Raw genomic sequence first — 26,741 nt, 5'->3', positions numbered from 1 at the left:
TTCTTTGAAAAAATTCTGATTATTTCGACTGGACACGCTTTCATTTGGCATAGTTGCCCATATTATTTGATTATTTCCTTTTGATGCGGGATTATACCTGATGGCTGCTCGTGAGCGATTAATTTCGTGTACACAGCAAGCGTTATAGCACCGATTTGCTCCCAATCGAAGCTGTCGTTGATTTTGGCCAAAGCTTTGGCAGCGAGTTCAGAAGCAGCAGCGGGATTCTGTAAATGCTGAACAATTTGCAGGGCAAGCAGATTAGCATCTGATGGAGGAACCTTATATCCGTTAATACCTTGGTCGACGATGTCCGATAAACCGCCTGTATCCGAAACGATAAGCGGCGTACCGCTAGCCATCGCTTCCAAAGCAACAAGGCCGAAGGGCTCATAGAGGCTAGGAAATACACAGAGCTCAGCGTGATGCATTAGCAGGCTTTTGTCAGTTTCATCTAGGAAACCAGTAAAGGTGACACGAAGACCTAGAGGGGCAGCCAAGAGTTGTAGCGCTTCAAGTTCTGGCCCCGTTCCGGCAATAACCAAATGAGCATTAGGAAATTCTTTGTGAACGTGCTGCATAGCACTAATGAGGATGTGCACGCCTTTTTCATAGACAAGCCTTCCGAGGAAAGCAACAATGCGGCGAGAATCGTCTCCACTCGGTGCAGAAAGCAGCTGAGAAAGCGCCGGGTTAGCGGTCAATTCGTTAGCATCAGGAGCCCGGAAGGGCATAACCCCATTAGGGATATGGGTCATTTTATGAAAAGGGGTATGAAAAAGGTGCATAATTTCTTGCAGCATATAAGAACTGCAGACCACAAGGTGATCAGCTTCGTGCGCTAACTTATGTTCTAGTGCATGAATGCGCTTTTGAGCTGGTGTATCGAGCTTGCCCAGATTACGTCCCGACTCGGTCGCGTGAATCGTGGCGAGCAGAGGTAGGTGCAGCATTTGTTTACACTCTTTGGCAGTGTAGTAGACGAGCCAATCATGAGCATGAATGAGATCGAATTGCAGTCCCTGAGCGGATAAGCGCTGGGCAGTATCCGTGAAGGCCAAGTTCATTTGAAACACCCAATCAAGGAAATGAAGCGGCTCTGCGGAAGAAAATACGTCTACGCGATGAACATGCACACCATCGAGCAGCTCGTAGGACGAGCAATCGGGAGCTAGGCATGTGATGACATGAATCTCCTGACCGCTTGCAGCAAGCTGTACAGATAGGTCACGAACGGCTCTGGCAAGACCTCCGATGACACGTGGCGGATATTCCCAAGCAAGCATCAGAACACGCAGAGGGCTTAGAGCTTCAGGCTGCGAAGGGGCATTGAATGAACGCTGGGCGGCATCACAAATAAAGCTGATTGATGAAGACGATTGGTAAAGACGGTAATGAACGTCGGGCAAAAAAGGAGATTTCCGCTCCAATGACAACACAAGCTCGGAAAGCGCCCTGTCGGTGATTTCAACTTTATCCTCGTCAAATGTATCTAACAATTTATGGAAAGAAGCGATGTGCGTCTCGATTCGTTTCACGGCATAGCTGGTTACGGTTTCAGCGTCCAGGATGAAGGTCCAGTCGCTGCTTTGCGCGAGCATCAGCTCTCGCGCGGCTTGATTCAGCGCGCGGATCTGCAGACCGCTGAGCAGCTCTGGTTTGCGGTGCTTCTGCGCAGCAAGCACCAGGCGATCCTCCGCCGCGTGCAGCAGCGGATGCACCCACTGGCTGCGCGGCTGCAGCCAGACCTCGGCGAAGCCGCCACGGCCCCAGCTGCACGTCGGCAGCGTGGCCGCCTTGGTCGGCGCATTGGCGGCAGCGTAGCCGCCTAATGTCGCCGTCTCGCAGCGCGCAGCGGCAAGGCCGCGCAGCACGGCCTCCAGCCACTGGTGGCCTTCGTGCCACCAGTGCCCGAACAGCTCGGCATCGTATGGACATACGATGACCGGAGGCTGCGCCGCCGCTTCGAGGCTGCGCAGCTGCGCCACCCGGCTGGCGACGAAATGCTCAGCGTGCTGCTGAGCTTTCTGCGCGGCCCGCGCCGGGTGGTAGGGCGCTTTGGCGTCACCATGGCCGGTGACGCGGTGGTACTTGAAGCCCGTATGGATGCGTGCGCCGTCTGGCAGCACATAGGGCTTCAAGTACTCCCACTCGGCGCCGCCATTAGCGCCGAGGTCAAAGCCGATATCGCGGTAATATTCGCGATAGTCGGGGTCGCTCGGGTAACCGCTTTCGGCGCTCCATACTTGCGCGCCGGCTTCGAGGTCCCGAGCGTAAGCGCACGCGCCACTGGGCGTGAGCAGGGGAAAGCTGGTTGATGCCCCAGACGCAGCAAAGGCATGGGCATCAACAACGAAATAGCGCAGCCCCAGCGCTTTGAGGTGGGGCTCCACAGCTGGCGTATAGCCGCACTCCGGCAGCCAGATGCCTGCTGGAGCGGACCCGAAATGCCGCCTGAATTCCTGGACGGCGGCCTCAAGCTGGGCGCGCAGCGCAGCGTCATTCTTGACCAGAGGCAAGAAGGCATGCGTTGCTGCGCACGTTATTAGTTCTAAGCAGCCTGAGCTTCTTAGGCTGCGGAATTTACCGATCAGATCGCCTCGCAGGCGATCGTACAAAGCAAGCAGCCGATGATAATGATCGGCGTAAAGTCTAGCGGTGGGGCCGAAGTCGGCATGACCCCATAAACGAATCACTTCGCGCTGTGAGAGCTCGCATAGGGAGGCTAGATGCTTACGAAGCCGTTTCTGTAAGCGGGTATCTTCGAGCATAGCTAGCAGCGGCGGAGATAGGGATAAAGTCAGCCCAAAGGGAACGCCTTCCTCAAGCAGCCGATCCATCATTTCAATCATAGGCAGATAGCTGTCCACAACCGCTTCGAAAAACCAACGTTCCTCTAACGTAACTTCATCTTCATTATGACGCACGTAAGGGATATGGGCATGCAGGAGCAAAGCAACATAACCGTGTACGTTTGTGCTCAATCGAGATCGCCTCCGAATTCCGAATCTGCTGGGTTTGTGTACTTGGGTAAGTACACGGAGTAGGCTGAGAAATGCTCATGAGCTATTGAAGCCATTCGTTGAATGGAAACGGCAGTTGGCCGGTAAGTAACTTGGTTATCCAGTGTTACATCGTTTGAAGGAAATTCTTGATTCGTATGTATATGGGGAGTCTGAATCGTATTAGAACGCAGAAGCAGGAGAAATTGTCCCTGTTCATTCTTAATGCCGAGTTCTGCGAAATAAAGCCGTCCGGGTAGAAAACCGTTCAGGAAACAGCAGCCTCCTTCTGGAAGAGGGAGTTCAGAAATGGTATCCGAAAGAGGAGCGCTGACAGCTTGTTCGACAATAGTTTCATAAAATCGCAGTGTCGGCTGAAGCAGGAGCCAGTCCGCTTCGAAGTGATCCTGCACCATCCTTTTTTTTCTGGCAGAAAGCTGCCAGTAGGCAAAAAGAGTAGCCCATGACTGCACCAGCAAGTGGAGTGTGTCCCTGTCATTTTGATGGGCAGAGAAAGCTTGGGTAGGAATCAGACTCACCTTTTCTTAGGTCATAATGGGAAATAAATGGCATTGACCTTTCGGACAACATTGTAGCATACGTGCCTTGGAAACGAAAAATCTCCTCCTTTCAAGAAGGGGGAGATCTCCTGTATGTGCTTTACTTGATTGGAGGTTGACCTTCCATGTACCGGGTTTCCGTAAGCCGCATTAAAGAGTCATATCGATTGACAGAACTCAGAATCAACAGATAATCATCCTGATTAATATTCGTATAAGATGCCTTGAAACCGGTATGATATTGAACCGTCATACTGGAGGATTGATCGTCATACTGCACAAAAGCGATCTGCCTGGAAACGCTTGGAATCATATTCACGCCGCTCTCCCCTTCATCTTAAGACTTCGGATCACCCGCTTATGGATATATCTGTCATATATTATGCTTATTGCAACACATTTAGAATGTGGTCTCGATAGGAATGGACAAGCTCTTCGGCAATCGTCGGGTTCTGGGACTGGGCGACAAGCCTGAATACAGGGTCTTCACTATCAGGCAGCAGCAAAATCCAACCATTTTCGTGATAGAATTTGATCCCGTCCACCAAATCAACAGAGGTATCCTTCGCCTTGTTCATCATACTTCGCATCACTTCACCTTTGGCATCCCAAGGACAATCGATTTGCTCGCGGTGCAGGTAGAAGGTCGGAATTAGAGCAAGAAGCTCAGAAAGCGGCAAGCCGGTTCTGCCTAGATGAAGAACGGCAAGTCCAGTGGCGAAAAGCGAGTCGAACAACGGATGCATCCGCGCTTGCTCTGTGGCCTCCAGAATGGCCCGTTCCCATTCCTTCGTACGAACAATTGTCGCGCCCAGCCCCTCCGCCATACTCTCCAGGAGCTCAGGTGCGCTGACGGGTGCACCGATGGTTGCTCCTGGCCGGCTGTGCAGGTAGCACAGATACAAGAAAACAGTTTGCAAATCCGAATCGACAAGCTCCCCTTTTTCCGTCACCATATGCAAGGTACGACCATCGTCCAAGAGTCGCAAGCCAAGATTGGCCCCGGCTAGCGACGTGAAGAGAGGGAGTGGTTCCTGGTTATTAACCGTGGTCACATGAATCGCTTCTATCCCCAATTTCTCGAAAAATGGCACTAGATAAGGCTGCAGCCAAGGGCTGGCCTCAATGACGATCTTCATGGCGGGTAAAGGCAGGCCTTCTCCTTCATCTGCAATTTCTTCGGACAAAGTTCGGATATAGGTTTGAAACCAATGGGTTTCATCTTTATAGCTGCCAAGCTGATTCATAGCTGCCCGTCCATAATCTTCTTGCCAAAAGCTGTTTTCCACTTTGCGTTCGGCTGATCTTGTAATCGGCAGTCCTTCGGCATCCATGCAGGCAAGCAGACACCGCTCGTTCTCATTGCCTGACCAATCCAAGTGGATGCCTCCTGCGGCACCCAGGTGTCGAATAGCAAACGAAGCGGCTGGAGCCAAGCAATCCCCCAAATCAATGACATGCGTGCCGACCGATTGCAGACTTGCCGTCAAAGCACGCTTTAGCAAACGAGTGAAGGTATGCGGGGCGCAGCTTACCGTGAGTGTTTTGCCTGCAGCAAGGGTTGCTCCATAAGCTGTCCCGAATTTGGCGGTCATCTCAGGCGTTATTTCAAGATTGGGAAGGCCGCTTACTCCGCGGGTTTTGAATAACGTTTTGGCAGCATGCTCCCCCCAGATATGAGAAGTATGAAGGCGGGATTTATCGCGAATTTGTTTGTGCGGCCATATTTTCACATGAGGTTCGATCCGGCTTTTTTCCCCAATGATGACATGGTTGCCAACGACCGAGCCTTCTCCAAGATAGGAGGCCTCTTTGCAAACAATGCGGCTAGTTAGCGTTGAACCGGCTAATTCGTTGTTGGCGGCGATGTGATTATGGTCCCAAAGTACGCTGCGCGTGAGCTTGCTGCCCTTGGAAAGCCGGTTATTTTCCCCGACGATGCAGTATTCTCCGAGTTCGACCCCATCCTCAAGCTTGCTCCCTTTACCGATAAAAGCGGGTCCAATGACGCGCGCTGTGCTGCTAGTCTCTACGTCATCCGCGATGTACACGCGAGGCCGAATTTGGGTGCCATGGATATGGAGCTGCACCTTTCCATCGAGCATATCAAACTGGGTTTGCCGATACTGCTGCAAGTTGCCGATGTCCATCCAATATCCGGCGCTTACGTAGCCGTAGAGTTCTCTGCTTTCTTGCAGTAATGCCGGGAATAGCTGCTGACTAAAATCAAATTCCTGCCCTAGCGGCACGCGCTCTAGCAGCTCTGGCTCCATGATGTAGATGCCCGTATTAACTGTATCGCTAAATACTTCTCCCCAGCTTGGTTTCTCCAAGAAGCGGGTAATCAAGCCATTCTGATCGGTCATGACCACGCCATATTCCAGTGGATGAGGGACACGGGTCAGCAGCAGCGTAGCTTTGGCTTGTTTTTCTTTGTGAAAGGCGAGCGCTTGCTCCAAATCGAAATCGGTTAAAGCATCGCCGCTAATGACTACGAAGGTATCGTCTAGAAATTCGTGCGCCTGCTTGACGCTTCCGGCTGTACCCAGGGGACTCAACTCTTCAAAATAGTGGAGATTGACGTTGAACGCTTCGCCATCGCCAAAATAGTCGCGAATCACTTCAGGTTTATACTGCATCGTGACGGCAATGTCTTGGATGCCGTGTTTGTGAAGCAGCTCAATAATATAGGCCATGCACGGTCTTCCCAGGAGAGGCACCATGGGTTTGGGAAGATGGCAAGTCAGGGGGCGAAGCCGTGTGCCTTTGCCTCCAGCCATAATAACAGCCTTCATAGTGGGATCCTCCTTAGAGTTTTCGTGAGAAAACTTGCTTCGTAAGCATTTGCTTGAGTTTTCGTGAGAAAACTTGCTTCGTAAGCATTTGCTCATTGAACGATTTGCAATTGCTCAACTTTTTGCTGTAACTGGAATGTGGGAAAGATGGTTGGTCAGTTTGCGGTAATCCTCCTGAATCTGCGCAGCAATATGACTCCATTGGTAGTTGTTCTGGAGCAGCTGGTAGGCGCTGTCGGCCATTTTGGCGGCTAGCTTGGGATGCAGCAGCATTTCGGTAATATGCCATGAGAGCGAATCGACGTGTCCTGGCAAAGCTTTATAGCCATCCACGCCATGTCGGATGATTTCAGCTAAACCGCCTGTATCCGAGATGACGAGCGGCCGCCGACTGGCCATAGCCTCCAAGGCAACGATTCCGAATGGCTCGTACAAGCTCGGAATGACACAAACATTGGCATATTGGTAGAGCTGGACACGGTAGTTATCATCTATGAAGCCTGTAAATAAAACGCGATCTCCCAAATGGGCTGCTAACGAGCGAAGTTCATGTTCCATTGGTCCTGACCCAGCTATGATGAGCTTAGCTTGCGGCACATGTGACAGGATGCCTGGCATAGCATGGAGTAGCGTGTGAACTCCCTTTTCGTATACGAGCCTGCCAATATAGAAAATCACTTTATCCTGCTTCGTTATATAAGGAGGACGTTTCCTTGTTTCTTTACTGGTCGAAGGAGGGATCTGAATACCATTCGGATGAACAGCGACTTTATCCTTAGGCAAATTGAATATTCGGACAACTTCCTCTTTCATATAGGAGCTGCAAACAAAGACGGCGTTAGCCTCATAAGTCAGCTTCCACTCTAACTGATGAATTTTGCGCTGCAAGTCGGAATCTAAATGCCCTTGATTCCTTCCCCATTCCGTTGCGTGTATCGTCGCTATAAGCGGAATGTCATAACTCTTTTTTATTTCTCTTGCGGTGTGAAAAACCATCCAATCATGTGCATGTAAAAGATCAATGCGGCCGCCATTTTCTTTCCATTTGACCAGATGGTCCGTCATGGCGAGATTCATTTCGAAAGTCCAGTGGTAAAAGGATGTATCTCCGGAATGTTGGACAGGCAATCGATGGACATAAACGCCATTTTTCATCTCAAAAGCAGGTACGCCATCATAGGACGTCGTAATGACATGGACAATTTCCCCGCGGGAAGCAAGGGTTTCGGATAGCTCGTGGACGGCTTTCGATAAACCGCCGACTTGTTTGGGCGGATATTCCCAAGCAAGCATGAACACATTGGGATGCTGCTTGGTTTCCTCCAGTAAGGTTTCCCATTCACTTTTGCTTGGAATAATGGGAACAGGCGCTAGGAGGCTGGTGCTCCTGAAAACTTGATGCTCGACATCAGGAAGGCAATGGTCTAGCTTCTCCAGAGCAGCAAGAAAGTCCTCATCGATCTGATGATGAACCAATTGATCGCAAAGCTGGTGGAAGCGGCCGAGATGGTTTTTGATCCGGCGGCTGGCATAGTCAGCGTAGGTTGCTGTGTCCATCATGAACGGCCAATCGCTGCTCTGAGCCAGCATGAGCTCTCTGGCGGCTTGATTCAAAGCCCGCTTGAAGGTATCGGCGTTCGCTTTGTCAGAGCGAATATAACGCTCCTGATTGGCAGCTAATTGAATCATCCGCCCTTCAGCTTCGTGAAGATGGCGGTAGATCCAGTCATTGCTTGCTTGCAGCCATGTTTCAGAGTTGTGGTTACGTCCTGCGCTGGAAGGATTCAATTCGCTGATCCCGGCCGCTGGGTACTCATGAAGGTACTCGCTTGGCGTTATCATTTTCACCGCCATCTGATCGAGAAACATCTTGCGGCAAAGCTGCTCTAGGAAGTGGGGACCTTCATACCACCAATGCCCAAAAAGCTCCGCTTGATAAGAGGAGACGATGATCGGTTTTCGATCCAGCCAGCGATGTCCTTGTTGGATCTGCTTTTGACGATGCTTGAGAAAATCATCCGCATGCTCTTCCGCTTTTTCTAATGCGAGTGCTGGATGATAAGGCATTTTGAGTCGGCCTTTGCTTGTATTGCGGTCGTATTTGAAGTCTGAGCCGTTACCCGAGTAGTAATCTCGATAGAGAAAATCGCTGCAGTAGCCGTCCTCTGGCGAACAAATCTGGTGAACAGATGCCAGATCGCAAGGGAAAGCCGTCACGCCACCTGGCGACGTCATCAGCGGTGCTAACCGCTCCCGGACGGGGTGAGGGGAAGCGAAAGCCACAGCAGTGGCATCCGTGAAGACATATTGGAGGCCTGCTTCGTTCAATATCCGCTCAATCCCTGGCGTATAGCCGCATTCGGGTAACCAGAACCCGCGGGGCTTGTGGTCGAAATAACGCTCAAAGTCTTTCACAGCCGTAAGAATCTGTGCCCTAAGGGATTCTTCCGTTTGTAGGAGCGGCAGATAGGCATGTGTAGCAGCGGAAGTTATGATTTCTAGGTGTCCTAACGTTTGAAAATGTTTGAGGGCAACAATGACATTCTCGTTATAGCTCTCGTACAGATTCTGGAGCTTATGGAGCCTCAGCGCGTACTGTTTGGCAACCGGAAGGAGAACGGGATCCTGTTGTAACCGAACCTGTTCGCTATCTGCTAACGCCATATGCTCTTGGAGGCGAGCACGATAGTTCGCTTGCCAGAACGGATCGCTAAGCAGGGAAAGAAGCGTCGAAGTGATGGAGAGAGTCAAACGGAAATCAATTTGATCTTGTGTGAGTCGATGCATAACGTCCAATAATGGCAAATACGTTTCTGTCATGGCTTCAAAAAACCAACGCTCTTCCAGTGCCATGTCCGGACCTTGGTAGCTGAAATAAGGCAGATGGGCATGCAGGACGAGGGCGAAATAACCCTTGATCTCTGGCTTCGATTTCATGCGATTAATCAAAACTTATCGTCACCTCGGTTCTCCCTAATTCTCTTCCGAATCTTTGGGGGTTACGACACAATTGGATCGAAGTAAAGGGATAAACTCATGCTCCAACGTGTATGTTCCTACGTCTACTATATAGCTGCGATTAGCCTTGGCTTGATGTAAGTACGAATGCGTAGTTTCGGGCAACATGGTTGTATCCCAGTAGGCATGGGCATTATGTCCATTAAAGTGTATATGGGTCACATCGTACAATCGGATGACGGATGGCATGACGCCAAAGTCACATTCAAAATGCTGAGACATCAGCCATCTGCGCCTATCAGATATTTCCCAATAGACATAGAGCGAATTTGTACCTACAACCATAAGATGGAGTAAGTCCTTGTAATATCTTCCAGGCACCTCATGCTCCGAAATTGGTGAAGCTTTCAAGGCTATTCCTCTTTTCTGGCAATCACGTGTTCGATGACCATTTTCTTGTAAAAGCATTCGCTTTTCCACAGAAAAATATGCGTGGATTGCTAAAATCTAGATGTCTCGTAAAAAAGGAATTTCGCACTTTTAAGGCGAATATATTGGATTAATCCGGGTGACAAAGATGATGCTACGATGCAAGTTTTCCTCACGGAAAGCTTAAAGGGAGTGATATCGATGAGTTTTTGTTGTGGCGCTAGTATGATTGGAACAAAAGGTACATTGAAGCACATCCGTACACAAATTCATAATGTGCCTATCCTCTTCTGCCCGGTATGTCACCACATTGAGGTTCATTATCTGGTAGAGAACGAATACGAGATATTGGCGGAATATGCCCACGGTGATGGGGCTGCTGAGGTTGACTTTCTGGAATACGTAGATGGGAAAGACCATCTGCTGCATGACAATTGTGTGAATCATGAAGGCGAAGAGCCTATGGATATTGTGCGCAGCCAAATCGATATGTCGCTGGATCTGCTCATGGTGGCCAAATCCTTAGCGGATGCCGAATGGGAAGATCAGCTCATGAAACGATTGAAAATGCTAAGTGTACGCCGCGATAAGCTGAAAAACAAAAAAACCTCTAAGCCCGTATAGAGGTTATTACAATAAAAGCCGCTGTCTTTTTCCTAACGGAAGAAGGAGCGGCTTTTTGTTTATTATGAGATTAGACTTGGTCATGAATGTCCTGGAGCAATCGCCCGAACTCTTTTTGCAGACTTCTGCTTAAAGGAATTTTTACCAGTGTATGATTCAAGTGAATAAGAAACCTGCGGGAGGTAGGAAACCGGCTTTCCTTCACATAACTTACAACGTGCCGCATATTGACAAGAAAGCCCTTGAAGGGACTGAACATCATTGGTGAACTTTGAGCTAGAATATCTGATAAATTCGTGCTGGAATCCATGTGTGCGCCATTCATCAGATGAATTCTGGATAACCGCTTGTCCTCTTTCTCTACGAAAAGGATTGATTCCTCTGAGATGGGCAGCTGTGATTTCTGATTTTTGACGGTGATCCAAGTAGTTTTCATTGGTGGTGACACTTGCTGCGTAAGACTGCGTTCCAATTGAATTTCGGCAACGGCTTTGTGAATGGCTGCTTGAAACTTAGGCAGCATCACGGGCTTAGATAAGAAATAAAGAGATCCTAGGTCATGAAAGCTCGTGAGGATATGATCGATATTTGTAGTTCCGCTAACCATGATGACCTTCATCTGATAGCCGGCTCTTCGCAGGGTCTGCACCATAGTAATGCCGTCCAAGCTGCCTTCTAGTCCAATATCAACGAGCAGCACATCCGGAAGAAGCTGGTCATACATCCGAATGAATTGTTCGCCATCCGTAGCGATCGAGACGACTTGTAATCCGCACTGTTCACAATAGCTTTCAAGTAATTTACCAACCCAATAATTATCTTCCACGATGGCAACTGTGAAACGATGCCCCATACGATCATCGCACTCCATTTCTCTAAGACCATCCATGCATTCTGTCAGCTCATGCTCAGAAACAGCCAACTTAGTCCACATTGCACGCAAAAGATCTATTATCCTGTATAATTCTAGTTGTAGAGTTAAGTGACGTAATTTCTTAAGAGCAAGCTTAGAAATGAGGGGTAGTATTTGTTTACATGGGCGATATTTATCTTGACCTGTCTTGATTTTGTTCCCATGATTCTATTCTCATTGGTTCTATTCAGACAAAAAATAAAGCCGCACTGGCTGCCAATCGCTTTGGCTGTCCTTGCTGGAACGATGGCTACATACCTTGGCCAAAGGCCTCTTTTATACATAAGTATCATATGTGTGCTGCTAGTATCTGTTTGGAAATTCTATCCAATACCTGCGGTTATTCTCGCACTATCTGGGTATATTCTGTCTGTGATTGTCTCTACAGGGGTCTTCGCAATATGGGAGCTGACCCCGCTCACTTCCTATGCTGACCTGAAAAATGATCCTGATAAGTTCGTTATCATCCTGCTGCTCGCTTTATGTGTGAAATGCAGCATTCTTGTAGGCATACATAAGCTGCGGCTTGGCTTTACGTTCTTGACGCATTACACAAGAATATTACCAACCAAAGAAAATGCAGGTTTCTACCTGTTCATCATTGTCGTAATTATCGGAATTATCTATCGGCATTCCTATCCAGACAGCGCGCTAAGCGCTCTGATGCCGATTCAAATGCTTGGTATCGCAACAGCTCTATTCATCTATGTTATGCTAGGTAAGGAGCTTAGCTTTCAACGATAAGTGACGGCTATCGCCATCGGTTTGGGTAGCTACACCTGTGTTGCGAGCTACGCAGTCCAAGAGTGTTTGATGATACTTCATCTGCGCCATGGCAGCGATCGTGACATAATGCGCATCTTCATAAGAATCAAAATAAAGTTTGCCTTCTGAGTGGGCATACTTTTTTATTTTGTTCAGGTTAACGAACAGATGCATATCCATTTTTGCAAATTGAAGATCCATCAATGCTTCTATGAAACTAGTAAAAGCCACGAGTGATTCTACGTTTTCTTCCACAATGCCATCTTGCGAAACATACTTGATCGATTTCGTACCGAACTCCACATACCAGACATTATCTAAACGGATTTCGTTAGGCGTCTGCCAAGATGACGCTTCTTCCAGATACCCGGCTTTCATTAAAAGATCCGTGTAAGGATATTGATAAGCTTGCGAAAGCTTCCTTAAGGTGTCAGGGGATGGCTTGATGATGTCATTCGTGGTACGATTACGTCCGAGTTCTAAGTCTCGAATGTACGCATGAGATAGGCCGCTTTTGCTGGCAACCTTGCGCAAGGACATTTTGCCCCGCAGCGTCTCTAGAAATTTGCCAAATTGATTACCTTGTTCCAAATGAAACACCTCCTTACCTTAATTGTAAAGGATTCTAGATTAAATTGAAATCGTCTACAAAGGTTTTATTTCCCAGTAGGTGCTCGTTTGGACATCTATGTTATAATAAATTTGCTTTTTATTTCTGTTTTACATATACTGTACCCCCCGAATCGATATACATAAGGACGAAAATACTATACTGTGAGGTGGAAAGGTGCTACTGGTACTATTCAAAAGGTTCCTTGGAAAAAAGGAATCCCAGGGTCAAAGTGAATCCTATGCCTCTTCCCTTGAGGTTACCATACATCAAATTCAATCAGGAGACCTAAGACTTAGGAATCAATTTATTTCAGACTATCAGCCCTATGTAGCTAAAGTGACAAGCAGGTTCTGCAAGAGATACATAGATCCTGCCAGGGATGATGAATTCAGCATTGCTTTAGGGGCATTTAATGAAGCCATTAATCAATATTCTTCCGTGATGGGGAGATCTTTCCTCGGGTTTGCCGAAACCGTTATGCGAAGAAGATTAATTGATTTTTTGCGGAAAGAACAACGTTTCAAAGGACAGATTCCTTATAGTTCATTCGATCAGGAAGATGATGAAGATAACCTACTCAATCCAATTGAGGTTCATCAAGCAATAGAAGCTTATGAAAAGCAAAAAGGACTTGAAGAACGGCGTAGTGAAATCATGGATTTCACCCGCTGTCTAAGTGATTTTGATATCGATTTCTCTGAATTGACGGAAGCCTCTCCTAAACATGACGATTCCAGACAGATGCTTTTCGGCATCGGTCGGACGCTGGCACAGGATGCGGAACTTATGCGGACTCTTCTAACGAAACGGCAGCTACCCATTAAAGAGCTGCTGGAGCAAGTACAGGTTTCTAGAAAAACCTTGGAGCGCAACCGTAAATATTTGATAGCCATTGCTCTCATTTACAACGGTCCATACCCTTACTTGCGGGATTATTTACATATTCGAGAATGAGGACGGCATAAAGAAAGGAAGAACAGCGCATGAACAAGGGAATCGTAATGGAAATAAGCGACAGCTCCATTATCGTCATGAGTCCAGAGGGTCGATTTGAGAAGCTCCCTAGGGGGACACGAAATTGTGAAGTAGGGGAAGAGATCCTATTTGCACCTGCGATAAGGCGCTTCCGAGTACCGCAAATAGGGATTCTATCTGGGTTGGCTGCCGCAATAGTTTTGTGCTTCGTCTTAGTATCCACATTGACGGGAAGTGTGCCAGGTGGTCAAGTGGTTGCTTACGTAACCATTGATATCAATCCAAGTGTCGAAATTGGTATTGATAATGAAGAGATTGTTCAAGATCTTCAGGGATTAAATTCAGACGGCGATGAGTTAATCAGCACCTTGGTGTACAAGGGCAAGTCGCTAGAAGCTGTTACCTCAGACATCTTGGATAAAGCGGAGCAGGGAGCCCTTGCAAAAGGGGAAGGCGATATTATCATTTCATCTACAGTCGTAGAACAAAAAACGGCGGTGGACGATGAGGCGATAGCCACCAAGATGAAGAATCAGGTCAGCAAACACATTGAGCAAGCACATCCTGAGCAAGTCAAAAACTATGAAGTGACTGCGTTCGCAGCACCGCAAGAAGTGAGACAGGAAGCAAAGGCGAGCGGTGTATCCGCCGGGAAATATGCCATTTATCTCAATGCTGTAGACAATGGGGCGAAAGTATCTCTGGATGACATCAAAAGCGTCTCCATCCATCAGTTAGCCAAAGAAAACGGCGGGATCGAGAAGCTGGTGCCATCATCGAAGCCTATCGATAAGTCCTCGCTAAAAAGGCTTGTCGCCGATGAAAAGTCCGGGAAATTGAGCGAGCGAATTCAGCAAATTCAAAACGACCGAGATAAAGGCAAAAGCAATGCTAGCAATGATAAGAACGATAAGAACGGCAATGGCAATAATAATAGTAATAATAGTAATACCAATACCAAAATTGGTAAGAACGAAAATACTGGCAAGCCTAGTGTGAAGCCGACACCAACGCCAAGAATCAATCGTAATGACAACAAGAACGGCCAGGACGGCAAAAACGGTCGTGATGATAACAATGACAAAAATGGCAAGAACGACAACGATGATAAAAACGGCAAAGATAACAATGGCAGGGACAATGGTGGTAGGGATAACAACGGCAACGATGACAACGATGATAACAAAAATACACCAAAGCCAGGACGTAAGGACGACAATGACGATGATCCGAAAAATGGGTCATCGTCTAATCCACCTAAGCCTAGTGTAAAGCCGACCGTTAAACCAACAAGCACGAGCAAGCCGACGGCAAAACCGACAGCGAAGCCAACGGCTAAGCCTACAGCGAAGCCAACATCGACCCCGAAGCCAGATAATGACCACAATTTCAATTGGAATTGGGGCAATCGGGACTGGGGCCAGAAGAACGATGGCAAGGATTGATGGGCATTAACGATTGAGGAGTCATAATGACGACTCCTGTTATGGGAACCCTGAGACACTCTGGTGAGTGGCTTGGGGTTTTTTTGTTTGCGGTGGGGGGCGGTGACAGAGTGCAACCGTCTGTCTACCGGTCCAGCTAGCTTAACTTATTGAGCAGGTTTACCCAACTAACTAGTTACTCCAACTAATACTCGAACTAATTGCATCTAACAAACCACCCAAGCCCAGCCAACTCTTCCAACCGTTTACTCCAACTAGCTAGTTATTTCGACTAACTACGTTTAACGATCCATTCTAGCCCAGCCAACTTCGCCAACCATTAACCCAAGCCAGCTAGTTACTCCAACTAATTACATCTAACGATCCACCCTAGTCCAGTCAACTCCATCCAGCCACATCAGATGTCTACCCCGACCAACTAGCTACCCCAACTAACTCCACCGTGCCACCCCCGCCAGCTACCTTAACCAAACCACTCAAGNCCCAACACCCCAACACCCCAACACCCCAACACCCCAACACCCCAACACCCCAACACCCCAACACCCCAACACCCCAACACCCCAACACCCCAACACCCCAACACCCCAACACCCCAACACCCCAACAGGGGGAACTATGATCCTCTATTTATTACAAATTAGGCGTTTGGACAAAATGAGAGGAACTATGATCCTCTATTTTGCCAATTTATGACGAATTGTTGCTCAAACCTAAGGAATAGCGGCCTGTAGTTCCCATGGGCTTTCCATTTGGCTACTTTTTAATGATATAGGGACCTGTAGTTCCCTAAGCATGCACGATCTCGTGGAAAGTAAGATAGAGTTGTATTACAATAGTTGCATGTGCAATTATTCATATCCTCGCGAACAGAATGGAAGGGAGCTATTAGCTTGAGATATTCGAGATTCGGTAAATCCGGCTATAACGTATCATCACTGGGCTTTGGTGCAATGAATCTTCCAAATGTACCCCTGGAACAAGCTAGAGAAGCACTGAACTATGCCTTGGATCACGGTATTAATTATATCGATACCGCAGCAGCTTACCGCAACAGTGAAGAGATTATCGGCGAATGCATCTCGCATCGCAGGGACGAATACTTCTTAGCGACGAAGACGGGGGCGCGAGATTATGAAACGGCGAAGGCGGAGATTGAGCGAAGCTTGGTACGGATGAAAACGGACCATGTGGATTTACTCCAAATTCACTATGTAAACTATGTAACGGAATTCAAAAAGGCAATGGATATCGAAGGCGCTTACAAAGCGGCTCTGGAAGCTCAGCGAGAAGGCAAGGTCCGCTTCATCGGAATTTCCGGACATCGGCCGGATTTGCTGACGAAATGGATCGCAAAAGGGCAATTCGATCAAATTTTATTTCATTTGAATTTAGCGCAGCCTTTTGCATTAGAGGAGCTTATTCCCAAAGCGACTGAGATGGATTTGATGAAGGTTGCGATGAAGCCATTATCAGGGGGCTTCATTCAGCCCGTTGACCGGGCCATCCGATTTCCGTACAGCCAGGACGTTCATGTAACCATCTCGGGGATGGTCAGCGTTAAGGAAGTGCAGGAAAACCTGGCTGCCCAACAGCAGGAGGTTGGACCGGAAGAGCGTCAAGAGCTCGAGCAACTGGCTGTTGAACTGGGTCAGCACGATTGCAGACGCTGCAATTACTGCTCTTGCCCACTCGAAGTCGCCATTCCGGATGTGATGATTGCGAGCAGATTCAGGGAGAAATTTGGTTTGCTGCCCAAGGGTGAGGGATTTTTCCAGAGACAAAAGGATAGAATAGTAGGCTGTGCTGACCACGATCCGTGCAAAGAGAAGCCGATTTGCGAAGAGAAATGCCCGTACCACCTGCCTATGCAGTCCGTAATCCAGAAGGCAGCATCCTTCTATTAAGCTAACAGGGAGAACGACATTATGTTTTCAAAAAACACAGCAATTACGACAGGCGTGTTCACGTCACTCACGCATAACGAGCAAGGGGCAGACGCCATCCTCGTCTGCCTAAGCGAAGCTGAGCTGCGCGAGGACACCGTCCTCGGCGAGCCGCAGCTCGACCAAGCCCTTCAGCGCATGCGCGCGAAGGGCATCTTCACCGGCGCCTCAGGCGAGCTCGAGGCGCTGCCCACCCACGGGCTGCTGCCGTACGCGTACGTGCTCGTTGCGGGGCTCGGCCCCGCAACATCACGCGATACGCTGCGAGCAGCCGCCGTACATGCAGCGCGCGAGGCACTCGCGCTGAAGCTCGAAAGCTTGGCGCTGAAGCTGCCAAGCGGCATCGACAGCCGGTCCGCCGTCACGGCGCTGACCGAAGGGCTGCTTCTCGGTACATACCGCATCGCGGTGTACCGCAAGAACGAGCCGGCGCGCGCAGAGCTGCGCCAGGCGGTACTGCTCACAGAAGCGTCTGCGGATGCAGCGCTTCTGATGTCTGCGATCGCAGCCGCTGAGGCGGTTGCGGAGGGCACGAACTATGCCCGGGATCTCACGAACCTCCCGGCCAATAAGCTCCTCCCGGCTACCCTCGCAGAGGAAGCCATGAAGCTTGCCCAGCACTACGGCTTCGGCTGCGAAGTGCTGGACGAGCACGAGATCGCCGCCCGGGGGATGGGCGGTCTGATCGCGGTTGGCGCAGGCAGCGTCAACCCGCCACGGATGATCACCCTGCAGTATAAGGGTGATCCGGACTCAGCCGACGTGCTGGGCCTCGTCGGCAAGGGCGTGACCTTCGATACCGGCGGCATCTCGATGAAAAGCCCCGACGGCATGGAAGAGATGATCAGCGATATGGGCGGTGCCGCAACGCTGCTTGGAGCTCTTCACGTCGTCGGGCAGCTGAAACCGAAGGTCAACTTGGTCGTCGTCATACCGTCAGCAGAAAATATGACGTCCGGCTCGGCTTATCGTCCCGGTGATATCGTGACGATGCTTAGCGGACATTCCGTAGAAGTGCTGAATACGGACGCTGAAGGCCGTATTATCTTGGCGGAGGGCATCACCTACGCGAAGAAGCTCGGAGCGAACCGCCTGATTGATGTAGCTACTTTGACAGGAGCTATCTTAATCTCCTTCGCCGATGTGGCGACAGGGGCTGTGACGAACGATGATGAGTTCCTGAAACCGCTGCTTCAAGCGGCTGGAGAAGCGGGAGAGAAGCTCTGGCAGCTGCCGAACTACCCGGAATATCGCGACATGCTGAAAAGCGATGTAGCCGATATCAAGAATCAGGCCTCGGCAGACCGCTGGGCGGGGGCTATTACCGGAGGGCTTTTCATCGGATACTTCGCCGAAGAAACACCTTGGATTCATCTGGATACAGGCGGCACCGCCTGGTTGTGGTCAGCCAAAGGCATTGAGCCCAAAGGGGCAACAGGCGTTATGGTCCGGACATTAGCTGCTTATTTATGCGGCGATCAAAACGCCACTTGACGCTACCGACCAGTTTGTATTAACTGGAAATACTACCGTTATTTAGTAGAGTAAACACAGTAAAAGCGTGAATACATGGAATTTCTCCTGTTAATGAGGACAATTAGAGCTTGGAGGCAGGGTCGAAGGGACGAATTAACGGGAGTTTTTCCAGTTATTTGGTTTTGTGATCCGAGATTGCTTGAAATAACGGGAGTTTATCCCGCTAATCGCCAAAAATCAGTTCCATAAAAAAGAGGCTCTCCCAAGTCACAATGACCGAGGAGAGCCTCTTCTTTGAAGAATGGAATAGCCTTGCTTGTCGATTAAGCGCCGACACTTCTTCCGGCTGCAGCAGGCTGTGAAACTGTTTTCTGCATCAGCTCGTGCACATCGGACATTTGAATGATGATTCTATTGATCTCATTCGTCGTATAAGAGAGCTGACTCATACGCTGCTGAAGCTGGGCCAAGGAGATGCCGACCCAGCCTTTTTTGCTGCGGTGCAGGGACAAGTCATATTTGAGCACCGTCATCGTGGCGGCGAATGGATCTGGTTTGATATAGACATCTTTCATTACATCATCCAGATTAAAGTAGAGCTGCTTATGGTCCCATTTAACAAAACCTTGATCAAACAAGATGACTAGGAAATCAGATCCTGATTTGTCCTTGTTCTCCATTGTAATGAGTCGGACGGCGCCTTTGGCTTGATTCGGCCTGATGTACTGGCCAGAACGAATATCAGGGATGAAAGGAACAATGAGAAGCGGGCCTACACTGGCGATGTACAAATAAGTTGTTGACTGGAACACAAGAGAGAGTACAATAAAGGTCAAAAAGAGTATTGAGCTTGTGATAAGACCAAAATGGTTTGGTTTCATAGTATGTCGATGATCCCGCCTGACATGATAGATTAGGTACTCTGTCCCATTTTACCATAAGCGCCCTATACCTTGTAAACTATTAGATCAGTCAATAGGCTTTACCCTTACAATATGGAGGCGATCATACTTATGAAAATGCTGGACAGCTTTTGGAATCCTAGGAAAAAAATGTCCTACTACCGAAAAAGTCTCCTCATCGCTACGCTGGAGGGATTCCCGGCCGTTGTGATTTTTCAGCTATTGGGCGGTCCTTTTTTAACTGGTTATTTATTGTACCTTGGTGCGACTTCGACAGAGATTGGGTTTATACTCGCGATCACAACAGTGGTTAACATTATCCAAATTGGAATGGCTGTAGCCATGCAGAAGTTCAGGAACCGCAAGCGGATGCTGCTCATTTTCGGCTCCTCTCACAGGTTGCTATGGGCTTCGGTGGGGTTGATACCGTTTCTGTTTCCGCAAGATTTGTGGGTTGTGATGTATATCATTCTGTATACGGTGGCTCATTTAGGCAATGCTGCAGGGGGTGTCGTGTGGACCTCGCTGATTAGCGATGCTGTTCCGGGGCCAGTTCGCGGGCGGTATTTTGGGCTTCGCAATACGATACTAGGCGGAGTAAGCTCTCTTGCTCTTTTTATAGGTGGGCAAATTCTTGATCGATATCCTGGTGGGCAGGGTTTTAACTATTTATTTATGATCGTCGGCGTTTGCGCGCTCCTCAATATATTGGCGTACTGTTTGTATCCGAATCCGCCCTTCGAGCCGTCCAAGGAGTCGAATCCGATTGGAATGATCGGGAAGCCATTGAAGGATCGCGCTTTTCTAAAAGCGATTATTTTTTTAGCTGTGTTTTTATTTGTGCAAAGTTTGACCGTGCCGCTATTTTCCTATGTCATGCTAAAGCTCATGAAAATTAACTATGAAACAGTCTCCTACATAACCGTCGTCCATACGTTAGTCATGATGGCAAGTTACTATGTTTGGGGGAACCTAAACGCACGTTATACAGCACAAACCTTGCTGTTATGGTCTTTACCGATCATTGCCATCGCTTGTCTTTTGTGGGGGGCGATAGCTTTGATCCCGGCGATTGTCGTGCTTTATGCGGTTCATATTGTGCTTGGCATTGGACTCGGCGGGTTTAATCAGATGGTCTTTACATTTACTATAGGCGACACGCCAAAAAGTGAACGGCCCATGTACATTGCAACGTACTCGGCGATTACGGGTTTTGCTGCATTTTTAGGACCGATTGTTGGCGGAAAAGTGTATGAACTCATTGCAGAGGCCCCGATGTGGGTACAGGTTTATGGCGTTTCGACGCTGGTTGGCGCTGTGCTGCTGATACTTGGATTAGTTGTAGGACGCATGGTACTCGGGAAACAAATAAGGAGCTGACTTTCCAAAATGACAAGAAAAAGAATCGGAATCATCGGGCTTGGGGATATCGCGCAAAAAGTATATCTACCTCTTCTTTCCGTTAATGAGCAAGTCGATATCGCGGGCATTGTGAGCTCCACACCGGCAACGGTTGAACGAATGAAGACTAAGTATCGTATCCCGTTCGGGACGACGAAGCTGGAAGAGCTTCTTGCGCTTGATCTGGACGCTGTTTTCGTGCACAGTCCAACACCGACCCACTATGAAATTGCAATGAGATGCATGGAGCAGGGAGTGGCTGTGTATGTAGATAAGCCCTTGTCCTACGACTGGGCACAGTCAGTTGAAATGGCATCTTACGCCGAACGAAAAGGCGTGCTGCTAGCAGCGGGTTTTAATCGCAGATTTGCTCCGCTCTATCTCGAGGCGCGAGACTGGCTTCGCGAAGCTGGCGGCTTCGATTGGTGTTCAGCCGTGAAGCATCGGATTAAACAGCAGGGCCACGGCGCGAAAGAGACGTTGTATGATGATTTGATTCATATGTTAGATCTGTTGCTCTGGCTGGGGGAGAGTCCCTATGAAGTGGCTTCACATCATCAACAAGTGGATGAAGTTGGAAAGCTGCTTCACGCATCGGGAACGTTATCTTTCGGCTCATCGCAGGGCAGCTATAGCATGGTTAGGCTTGCTGGCGTGGATTTGGAAAAAGTCGAGCTGCACGGCAGCGGCCGTTCGGTCGAGGTGACGAATTTGGAGTCAGCGGTCTTCTATGAAAAAGGCGCCGCACCGCGCATACATTCCTTCGGAAGCTGGGACACGGTGCTGGAAAGAAGGGGCTTTGCCAGCGTCGTTCAGCATTTCCTGGACAGCTTGGCTGACCCGAATGCTTGCACGATTCGCGGGGATCTTGTGCTGGCGTCTCATCAGCTGGTTGAGCGGCTGTCTGTTTAAGAGTGTTGTAAGGGACTGTCTTCGAGTAGAGTTTTCTACTTGAGGGTGGTCTTTTTTATTTGGTTGAGTTGGTTTGTGTGTTGGTTGGTTTGTATATCGGTTGTTTGGTTAGTTGGTTGGGAGGAGCTCCGCATAGTGGCGGTCGTAAATGGTTTGCAGCTAGTTTAGTTGGAGCAAATCCAACGAGGAAGCCGTTTGAGTGGGTTAAAAGCGTGATTCATTGGAGCAATTCCAATGAGATGGTTGGAATTGATGCTTCTATGGCCGATTTAAGCCGACATCGTTGGAAATCATCCAATGAAAGACTGCGCAAAGGCGATTAAACGCGTATTTTATTGGAAATCGTCCAATGAAACGTAATATTGATCGCGCTGTATCAAGCAACGTAGATATACGAAGCATCGTTGGGCAGCCGGATAGCCACTAAGCCGAGCAGGGAAGCGGAGCAAGTGCCAGCTCCAAGCAGAAGCAGATTAAATGACCGGGAAATGCTATGATAAAGCCACATGGAAACCATCCCCAGGAGGACTAGCCCCGAATGTCAAAAGCGGACCAAATGCTAGCCATTCTATGGCTGATCAAATCACATAAACAAATAACGGCAAAGCAATTAGCCGAGAAACTTGAAATTCACATCCGCACGGTGTACAGGTACATCGATGCGTTATGCGCGAGCGGCGTTCCGATCATTTCGGATTCCGGGCACCATGGCGGCTACCGACTGCTCGGCCAGTTTAATGAGGCGCCGCTCGTATTCGATCTGGACGAGCAGAAGGCGCTCATTCACGCTGCCTCGTTTGCCTTGGAGGCAGGATATCCGTTCGGCGAGAAGCTGAATCAGGCTGTTGCCAAACTTAAGTTATACACCAATCAAACGCAGCTCGCGCAAATCCATCTTCATGAGCAGGGGCTGGATGTCATTTCGCCGCAGGCAGATGCCGCCGAAGCTTCTTTCCTGCAAGAAGTGGAGGTCGCCGTTGCACAGCGGATCACGCTAAGCATGCATTATCAAAAAGGCTATGGTACTGTAGCAGAAACTCGCCATCTGGATCCCTATGGACTAGTTTGCTGGAAAAGCAAATGGTATGTCGTTGGGCACTGTCATCTGCGGAAAGAAATTCGCAGCTTTCGCGTAGACCGAATCCGGGAGATGTCGAGAACGGACATGACATTTGAGCGGCCGACGGATTTCTCAGCACGCCAGTTCATCCTTGCAGGTGTCCTGCCAGACTCTGATAAGCCGGGAGAGTTGATCTCCGTGAAAATCACAGGGAGAGAGCAAGCGCTGGACGACCTGTGCGGGCATTGGTTCCTGTCCCATGCGCTAGTAGAGCGCTCGCAGTATGAAGCCCATTTTCAAGTCCAGGAGAAAGCCATCCACACTCATCTTCCATATCAACTCCTCAGTTATGGAGGCACGATTCAAGTTAAGGAACCCCAAATGCTTATCAAGATGCTACGGGAGATTACGCTGAATTTACATCAACATTATTTGTTGATGCCAATTGACTGACCGTTTTTGTCAGTGAAGCCGAGGTACAATGAGCTCATAGTTAACACAGAGTTCCATTCTGAGGAGGATGATGAAGCATGAGAGAACAAACGATCAATACCTATGATTATCACGTCTGGGCGAATAAAAGAGTATTCGAACGACTAGCGGAATTGCCGGAGGAAGTTCTGCATCAGGAGCTTTGCAATGTGTTTCCGACGATTTACAAAGGGCTCGTACATATTTACCAGGTGGATACGGTTTGGTTGTCAGGCATGATGGGGAACAGCTATGAGCAGATTGTAGAGCTGATAGGCACGATTGAAGCTAAGACAGCGGGTAAAAGCCTGAAGGAGCTGCAAGCAGTATATTGGGAAAAAGCCGAGGAGTATCGCATTTTCCTGAATCGTGTAGACGATCTGCAAGCGAAAAAGCAGTTTCCGCATCCAACTTTTGGCGTGCTGAATGCCAGCATTCAAGAATTGATTCAGCATATCGTGAATCATGGCACCTACCACCGAGGTAATATTTCCTCGATGCTTCGTCAGCTCGGGCATGCGGGGGCATCAAGCGACTTCGTCTTCTATTTATACGAAGTCAATAAGTAAGTGAAAAGGGCTGCCGTAGAAGTCTAAGAAACATAAGACTTCTGCGGCAGCCCTATCTTTTTATCCGCAGCTGCAGTTCAGGACAGGCTTGCGAGCGGCAAGCGCTTCGTCCATACGGCTGACCACGGTGGTGTATGGCGCATTTTTGACGATATCCGGATTCTCTTCGGCCTCTTTGGCGATGGCGATCATCGTGTCGATGAATTCGTCCAGCGTTTGCTTGCTTTCCGTTTCCGTCGGCTCGATCATGATGCATTCTTCGACGCTAATCGGGAAGTAGATCGTCGGCGGATGATAGCCGAAGTCAAGCAATCGCTTGGCGATATCGAGAGTGCGCACGCCAAGCTTCTTCTGACGGTTGCCCGACAGCACGAACTCGTGCTTGCAGAAGCGGGGATGCGGCACATCGTAGTAAGGCGTCAGCCTTGCGAGCATATAGTTGGCGTTCAGCACGGCAAACTCGGATACTTTGCGCAGGCCTTCTGGACCGAGCGTACGGATGTAGGTGTAGGCGCGGACCAGGATGCCGAAATTGCCGTAGTAGCCTTTGACGCGGCCGATCGACTGCGGGTAGCTATAGTCGAAATAAAAGCTGCCGTCCTCTTTCTGCGCCACAAGCGGCGTAGGCAGGAACGGGATGAGCTTTTCTTTGACGCCGACAGGGCCGGCGCCAGGGCCGCCGCCGCCATGCGGGGTGCTCATCGTTTTGTGCAGGTTGAGATGCACGACGTCGAAACCCATGTCGCCGGGGCGGGTAATGCCCATAATGGCATTCGCGTTAGCCCCGTCGTAGTAGAGGAGTCCGCCTGCGGCATGGACAATCTCAGCGATCTCTACGATCTGCTCCTCGAACAAGCCGAGTGTGTTGGGATTGGTGAGCATCAGGGCGGCCGTGTCCGGGCCAACGGCTTTGCGAAGCTCATCCAGATTCACGAGGCCGCGTTCGTTGGATTTGATTGTAATGGTTTCGAAGCCTGCGACCGTAGCACTGGCTGGATTCGTGCCGTGCGCGGAGTCTGGGCAGATGACTTTGGTCCGCTTTTCGCCGCGGCTTTCATGGTAGGAGCGAATCATCATGAGACCGGTCCACTCCCCATGTGCGCCAGCAGCGGGCTGCAGGGTTACGCGATCCATGCCTGTGATGGCTTCAAGATCGTTTTGGAGGTTGTAAAGCAGCTCCAAAGCACCTTGCAGCGACTCTTCCGGCTGGTAGGGATGTATTTTGGCGAAGCCTGGGAAGCGGGCTACGTCTTCATTAATTTTTGGGTTGTACTTCATCGTACACGAGCCAAGCGGGTAAAAGCCGTTGTCCACGCCGAAATTGCGGCGAGAGAGAGCGGTATAGTGGCGGATGACATCAACTTCGTACACTTCCGGCAGCTCCGGCGCATTCTTGCGCTGGAATTTGGAAGGCAGGACGTCGTTCAGGTTCACTTCCGGCACATCGGATTCCGGCAGGGAATAGGCGACACGGCCCGGATGGCTCATTTCGAAAATGAGCGCTTTGCTGTCATTTTTCACATTTATGTTGTTTTCGCTGGTGCTCATCGTCATACGAGTTCCTCCAGTGCATCTGCGAAGGCATCGATATCTTCGCGCGTTCTTTGCTCAGTGACGGCAATTAGCATATGGCCGGCGAGCTCGGGGTAATCGCGGCCAAGGTCGTAGCCGCCGATGATGTTATGCTGCAGGAGCTTGCTGCTCAGCTCCTGCACGTTCGTGCCGTCCGGAAGCTTGACGGCGAATTCATTGAAGAAGCTGCCGGCAAACGGCAGCGAGAGCTTACCGGACGCGGTGAGGCGATTCGCCGCGTAATGAGCCTTGTGGACGTTGAGCTTGCCAACGTCCTGAATGCCCTGCTTGCCCATCGTGGACAAGTACACGGATGCGCAGAGCGCGAGAAGCGCTTGGTTGGAGCAGATGTTCGACGTGGCTTTCTCACGCCGAATATGCTGCTCCCGCGCTTGGAGCGTCAAGACGAAGCCGCGCTTGCCGGCGCGGTCGACGGTCTGGCCCACGATGCGCCCAGGCATGCGGCGCATCCAGCTCTCGGCGACGGCGAAGTAGCCGCACGTCGGCCCGCCCAGCGCAGCTGGGATGCCGAGCGGCTGGCAGTCGCCGACAACGATGTCAGCGCCGAGCTTGCCCGGCGCTTCGAGCAGCCCGAGCGTGAGCGGATTCGCGCTCACGACGAGCAAGGCGCCCGCGCCGTGCGCGATCGGCTCCGCCGCGCCGATATCCTCCAAGCAGCCGAAGAAATTCGGCGATTGGAGGATGACGGCGGCCGCGTCGGCCGCCTTGGAAGCGAGGTCATCGAAGTCAGTCACGCCCTCTGGCGTGACGCTGATCTCGACCACTTCCAAGTTCAGCCCGCGGGCGGTCGTGCGCAAGATGGCGCGCGCCTCCGGGTGCACCGCGCGGGAGACAAGCAGACGGCTGCGCTTCGTCGCTCCACTGGCCAGGGCGCCGGCTTCGGCCAGCGCCGTGGCACCGTCGTACATCGAAGCGTTCGCTACGGCCATGCCGGTGAGCTCACAAATGTACGACTGAAATTCAAAAATCGCCTGCAGCTCCCCTTGGGAGATCTCCGGCTGATAGGGCGTGTACGCGGTGTAGAACTCCGAACGCGAGATGACATGATTGATCACCACGGGAAGGTGATGATCGTAGATGCCAGCGCCGAGGAAGCTGGCGTAGCTATCGAAGTCGGCGTTGCGGCTGGACAAGCCGCGCATATAGCGCAGCAGTCCTTGCTCATCCAGCGCCTTGGAGACATTCAGTTCGCCTTGGAAGCGAACCTTTTGCGGAATATCTTGAAACATCTCTTCCATGGAGGAGATGCCGATTGTTTCCAGCATGTCTTTCTGATCTTGCTCAGTAATAGGCAAATAGCGGTGCTTCATGATGGGGGCTTGCTCCTCTCCG

At 49.9% G+C, this 26,741-nt stretch carries 23 protein-coding genes; 11 read left to right on the top strand and 12 right to left on the bottom strand.

The genetic code is table 11. The features are described from left to right. Positions 1 to 62: 62 nt before the first annotated feature. The 6 genes from GQF01_RS15715 to GQF01_RS15690 all read right to left on the bottom strand — a co-directional run bounded on the left by GQF01_RS15715 (position 63) and on the right by GQF01_RS15690 (position 9,726). The gene (locus tag GQF01_RS15715; protein WP_161407704.1) at positions 63 to 2,984 is read right to left on the bottom strand and encodes a 1,4-alpha-glucan branching protein domain-containing protein; all 2,922 of its coding nucleotides are present in this window, start codon (positions 2,982 to 2,984) and stop codon (positions 63 to 65) included. Continuing rightward, positions 2,981 to 3,541: a DUF4912 domain-containing protein gene (locus GQF01_RS15710; RefSeq protein ID WP_328803468.1), complete on the bottom strand. Its 561-nt coding sequence runs from the start codon at positions 3,539 to 3,541 to the stop codon at positions 2,981 to 2,983. The genes GQF01_RS15715 and GQF01_RS15710 overlap by 4 nt, the downstream gene beginning before the upstream one ends. 121 nt (positions 3,542 to 3,662) lie before the next feature. Beyond that, a complete protein-coding gene (locus tag GQF01_RS15705) occupies positions 3,663 to 3,875 on the bottom strand; it encodes a hypothetical protein (RefSeq protein ID WP_246069161.1) in 213 nt (70 codons plus the stop codon). 73 nt (positions 3,876 to 3,948) lie between these two features. Beyond that, complete coding sequence (locus GQF01_RS15700; RefSeq protein WP_161407702.1) at positions 3,949 to 6,357, bottom strand: sugar phosphate nucleotidyltransferase; 2,409 nt, start codon at positions 6,355 to 6,357, stop codon at positions 3,949 to 3,951. A gap of 114 nt (positions 6,358 to 6,471) precedes the next feature. After that, complete coding sequence (locus tag GQF01_RS15695; protein ID WP_161407701.1) at positions 6,472 to 9,306, bottom strand: 1,4-alpha-glucan branching protein domain-containing protein; 2,835 nt, start codon at positions 9,304 to 9,306, stop codon at positions 6,472 to 6,474. 24 nt (positions 9,307 to 9,330) lie between these two features. Next, on the bottom strand, positions 9,331 to 9,726 hold the full coding sequence (locus GQF01_RS15690; RefSeq protein ID WP_161407700.1) for a DUF4912 domain-containing protein: 396 nt from the start codon (positions 9,724 to 9,726) through the stop codon (positions 9,331 to 9,333). 219 nt (positions 9,727 to 9,945) lie between these two features. Between GQF01_RS15690 and GQF01_RS15685 the strand changes: the two genes are divergently transcribed. Next, a complete protein-coding gene (locus GQF01_RS15685) occupies positions 9,946 to 10,368 on the top strand; it encodes a hypothetical protein (RefSeq protein WP_161407699.1) in 423 nt (140 codons plus the stop codon). A gap of 70 nt (positions 10,369 to 10,438) precedes the next feature. Here the strand turns inward: GQF01_RS15685 and GQF01_RS15680 are convergent, their stop codons facing one another. Further along, positions 10,439 to 11,302, bottom strand: a complete 864-nt coding sequence (locus GQF01_RS15680; protein ID WP_202556404.1) for a LytR/AlgR family response regulator transcription factor — start codon at positions 11,300 to 11,302, stop codon at positions 10,439 to 10,441. 93 nt (positions 11,303 to 11,395) lie between these two features. Here GQF01_RS15680 and GQF01_RS15675 point away from each other — a divergent pair, with 93 nt between their 5' ends. Next, entirely contained in the window at positions 11,396 to 12,025 is a 630-nt protein-coding gene (locus GQF01_RS15675) for a hypothetical protein (RefSeq protein ID WP_161407697.1), read from the top strand. On the opposite strand, the gene GQF01_RS15670 is transcribed toward GQF01_RS15675, so the two are convergent. Further along, positions 11,996 to 12,637, bottom strand: a complete 642-nt coding sequence (locus tag GQF01_RS15670; protein ID WP_161407696.1) for a helix-turn-helix domain-containing protein — start codon at positions 12,635 to 12,637, stop codon at positions 11,996 to 11,998. The genes GQF01_RS15675 and GQF01_RS15670 overlap by 30 nt on opposite strands. A 196-nt stretch (positions 12,638 to 12,833) precedes the next feature. Between GQF01_RS15670 and sigI the strand changes: the two genes are divergently transcribed. The 4 genes from sigI (at position 12,834) to GQF01_RS15650 (ending at position 18,519) form a co-directional block, all read left to right on the top strand. After that, positions 12,834 to 13,613, top strand: coding sequence for an RNA polymerase sigma factor SigI (sigI, locus tag GQF01_RS15665; RefSeq protein ID WP_145658043.1), 780 nt, complete (start codon positions 12,834 to 12,836; stop codon positions 13,611 to 13,613). 29 nt (positions 13,614 to 13,642) lie between these two features. Then, the gene (locus GQF01_RS15660) at positions 13,643 to 15,079 is read left to right on the top strand and encodes an anti-sigma-I factor RsgI family protein (RefSeq protein ID WP_161407695.1); all 1,437 of its coding nucleotides are present in this window, start codon (positions 13,643 to 13,645) and stop codon (positions 15,077 to 15,079) included. Positions 15,080 to 15,972: 893 nt separating this feature from the next. After that, positions 15,973 to 16,986, top strand: a complete 1,014-nt coding sequence (locus tag GQF01_RS15655; RefSeq protein WP_161407694.1) for an aldo/keto reductase — start codon at positions 15,973 to 15,975, stop codon at positions 16,984 to 16,986. Between the two features lie 21 nt (positions 16,987 to 17,007). Next, positions 17,008 to 18,519 (top strand): leucyl aminopeptidase, encoded by a 1,512-nt coding sequence (locus GQF01_RS15650; protein WP_161407693.1) that lies wholly within the window; start codon positions 17,008 to 17,010, stop codon positions 18,517 to 18,519. A gap of 305 nt (positions 18,520 to 18,824) precedes the next feature. Here GQF01_RS15650 and GQF01_RS15645 read toward each other — a convergent pair whose 3' ends face one another. Then, positions 18,825 to 19,382 carry a hypothetical protein gene (locus GQF01_RS15645; protein ID WP_161407692.1) on the bottom strand — a complete coding sequence of 186 codons (558 nt, stop codon included), beginning with the start codon at positions 19,380 to 19,382 and terminating at the stop codon, positions 18,825 to 18,827. A 132-nt stretch (positions 19,383 to 19,514) separates the two neighbouring features. On the opposite strand from GQF01_RS15645, the gene GQF01_RS15640 reads away from it, so the two are divergent. From GQF01_RS15640 to GQF01_RS15630, 3 genes are read left to right on the top strand one after another with little or no spacing between them, the layout of a single operon-like run. Next, entirely contained in the window at positions 19,515 to 20,783 is a 1,269-nt protein-coding gene (locus GQF01_RS15640) for an MFS transporter (protein WP_235959781.1), read from the top strand. A gap of 9 nt (positions 20,784 to 20,792) precedes the next feature. Then, a complete protein-coding gene (locus tag GQF01_RS15635) occupies positions 20,793 to 21,716 on the top strand; it encodes a Gfo/Idh/MocA family protein (RefSeq protein WP_161407690.1) in 924 nt (307 codons plus the stop codon). Positions 21,717 to 21,775: 59 nt separating this feature from the next. Next, positions 21,776 to 22,039, top strand: a complete 264-nt coding sequence (locus GQF01_RS15630) for a hypothetical protein (protein WP_161407689.1) — start codon at positions 21,776 to 21,778, stop codon at positions 22,037 to 22,039. A gap of 53 nt (positions 22,040 to 22,092) precedes the next feature. Here the strand turns inward: GQF01_RS15630 and GQF01_RS36645 are convergent, their stop codons facing one another. Next, positions 22,093 to 22,224, bottom strand: a complete 132-nt coding sequence (locus GQF01_RS36645) for a hypothetical protein (RefSeq protein WP_268894363.1) — start codon at positions 22,222 to 22,224, stop codon at positions 22,093 to 22,095. 30 nt (positions 22,225 to 22,254) lie between these two features. Between GQF01_RS36645 and GQF01_RS15625 the strand changes: the two genes are divergently transcribed. Both GQF01_RS15625 and GQF01_RS15620 read left to right on the top strand, forming a co-directional pair. After that, positions 22,255 to 23,229, top strand: coding sequence for a helix-turn-helix transcriptional regulator (locus GQF01_RS15625; protein WP_161407688.1), 975 nt, complete (start codon positions 22,255 to 22,257; stop codon positions 23,227 to 23,229). Positions 23,230 to 23,306: 77 nt separating this feature from the next. Next, positions 23,307 to 23,816, top strand: coding sequence for a DinB family protein (locus tag GQF01_RS15620; RefSeq protein ID WP_161407687.1), 510 nt, complete (start codon positions 23,307 to 23,309; stop codon positions 23,814 to 23,816). 60 nt (positions 23,817 to 23,876) lie between these two features. Here the strand turns inward: GQF01_RS15620 and gcvPB are convergent, their stop codons facing one another. Both gcvPB and gcvPA read right to left on the bottom strand, forming a co-directional pair. After that, positions 23,877 to 25,370 carry an aminomethyl-transferring glycine dehydrogenase subunit GcvPB gene (gene gcvPB, locus GQF01_RS15615; RefSeq protein ID WP_407945410.1) on the bottom strand — a complete coding sequence of 498 codons (1,494 nt, stop codon included), beginning with the start codon at positions 25,368 to 25,370 and terminating at the stop codon, positions 23,877 to 23,879. Next, the gene (gene gcvPA / locus GQF01_RS15610; RefSeq protein WP_161407686.1) at positions 25,367 to 26,719 is read right to left on the bottom strand and encodes an aminomethyl-transferring glycine dehydrogenase subunit GcvPA; all 1,353 of its coding nucleotides are present in this window, start codon (positions 26,717 to 26,719) and stop codon (positions 25,367 to 25,369) included. Before gcvPA ends, gcvPB begins: the two co-directional genes overlap by 4 nt. Positions 26,720 to 26,741 lie beyond the last annotated feature (22 nt).

This window comes from Paenibacillus silvestris (assembly GCF_009882985.1).
Lineage (GTDB): Bacteria > Bacillota > Bacilli > Paenibacillales > NBRC-103111 > Paenibacillus_E > Paenibacillus_E silvestris.
This window is presented reverse-complemented; position numbering and strand designations above follow the sequence as displayed.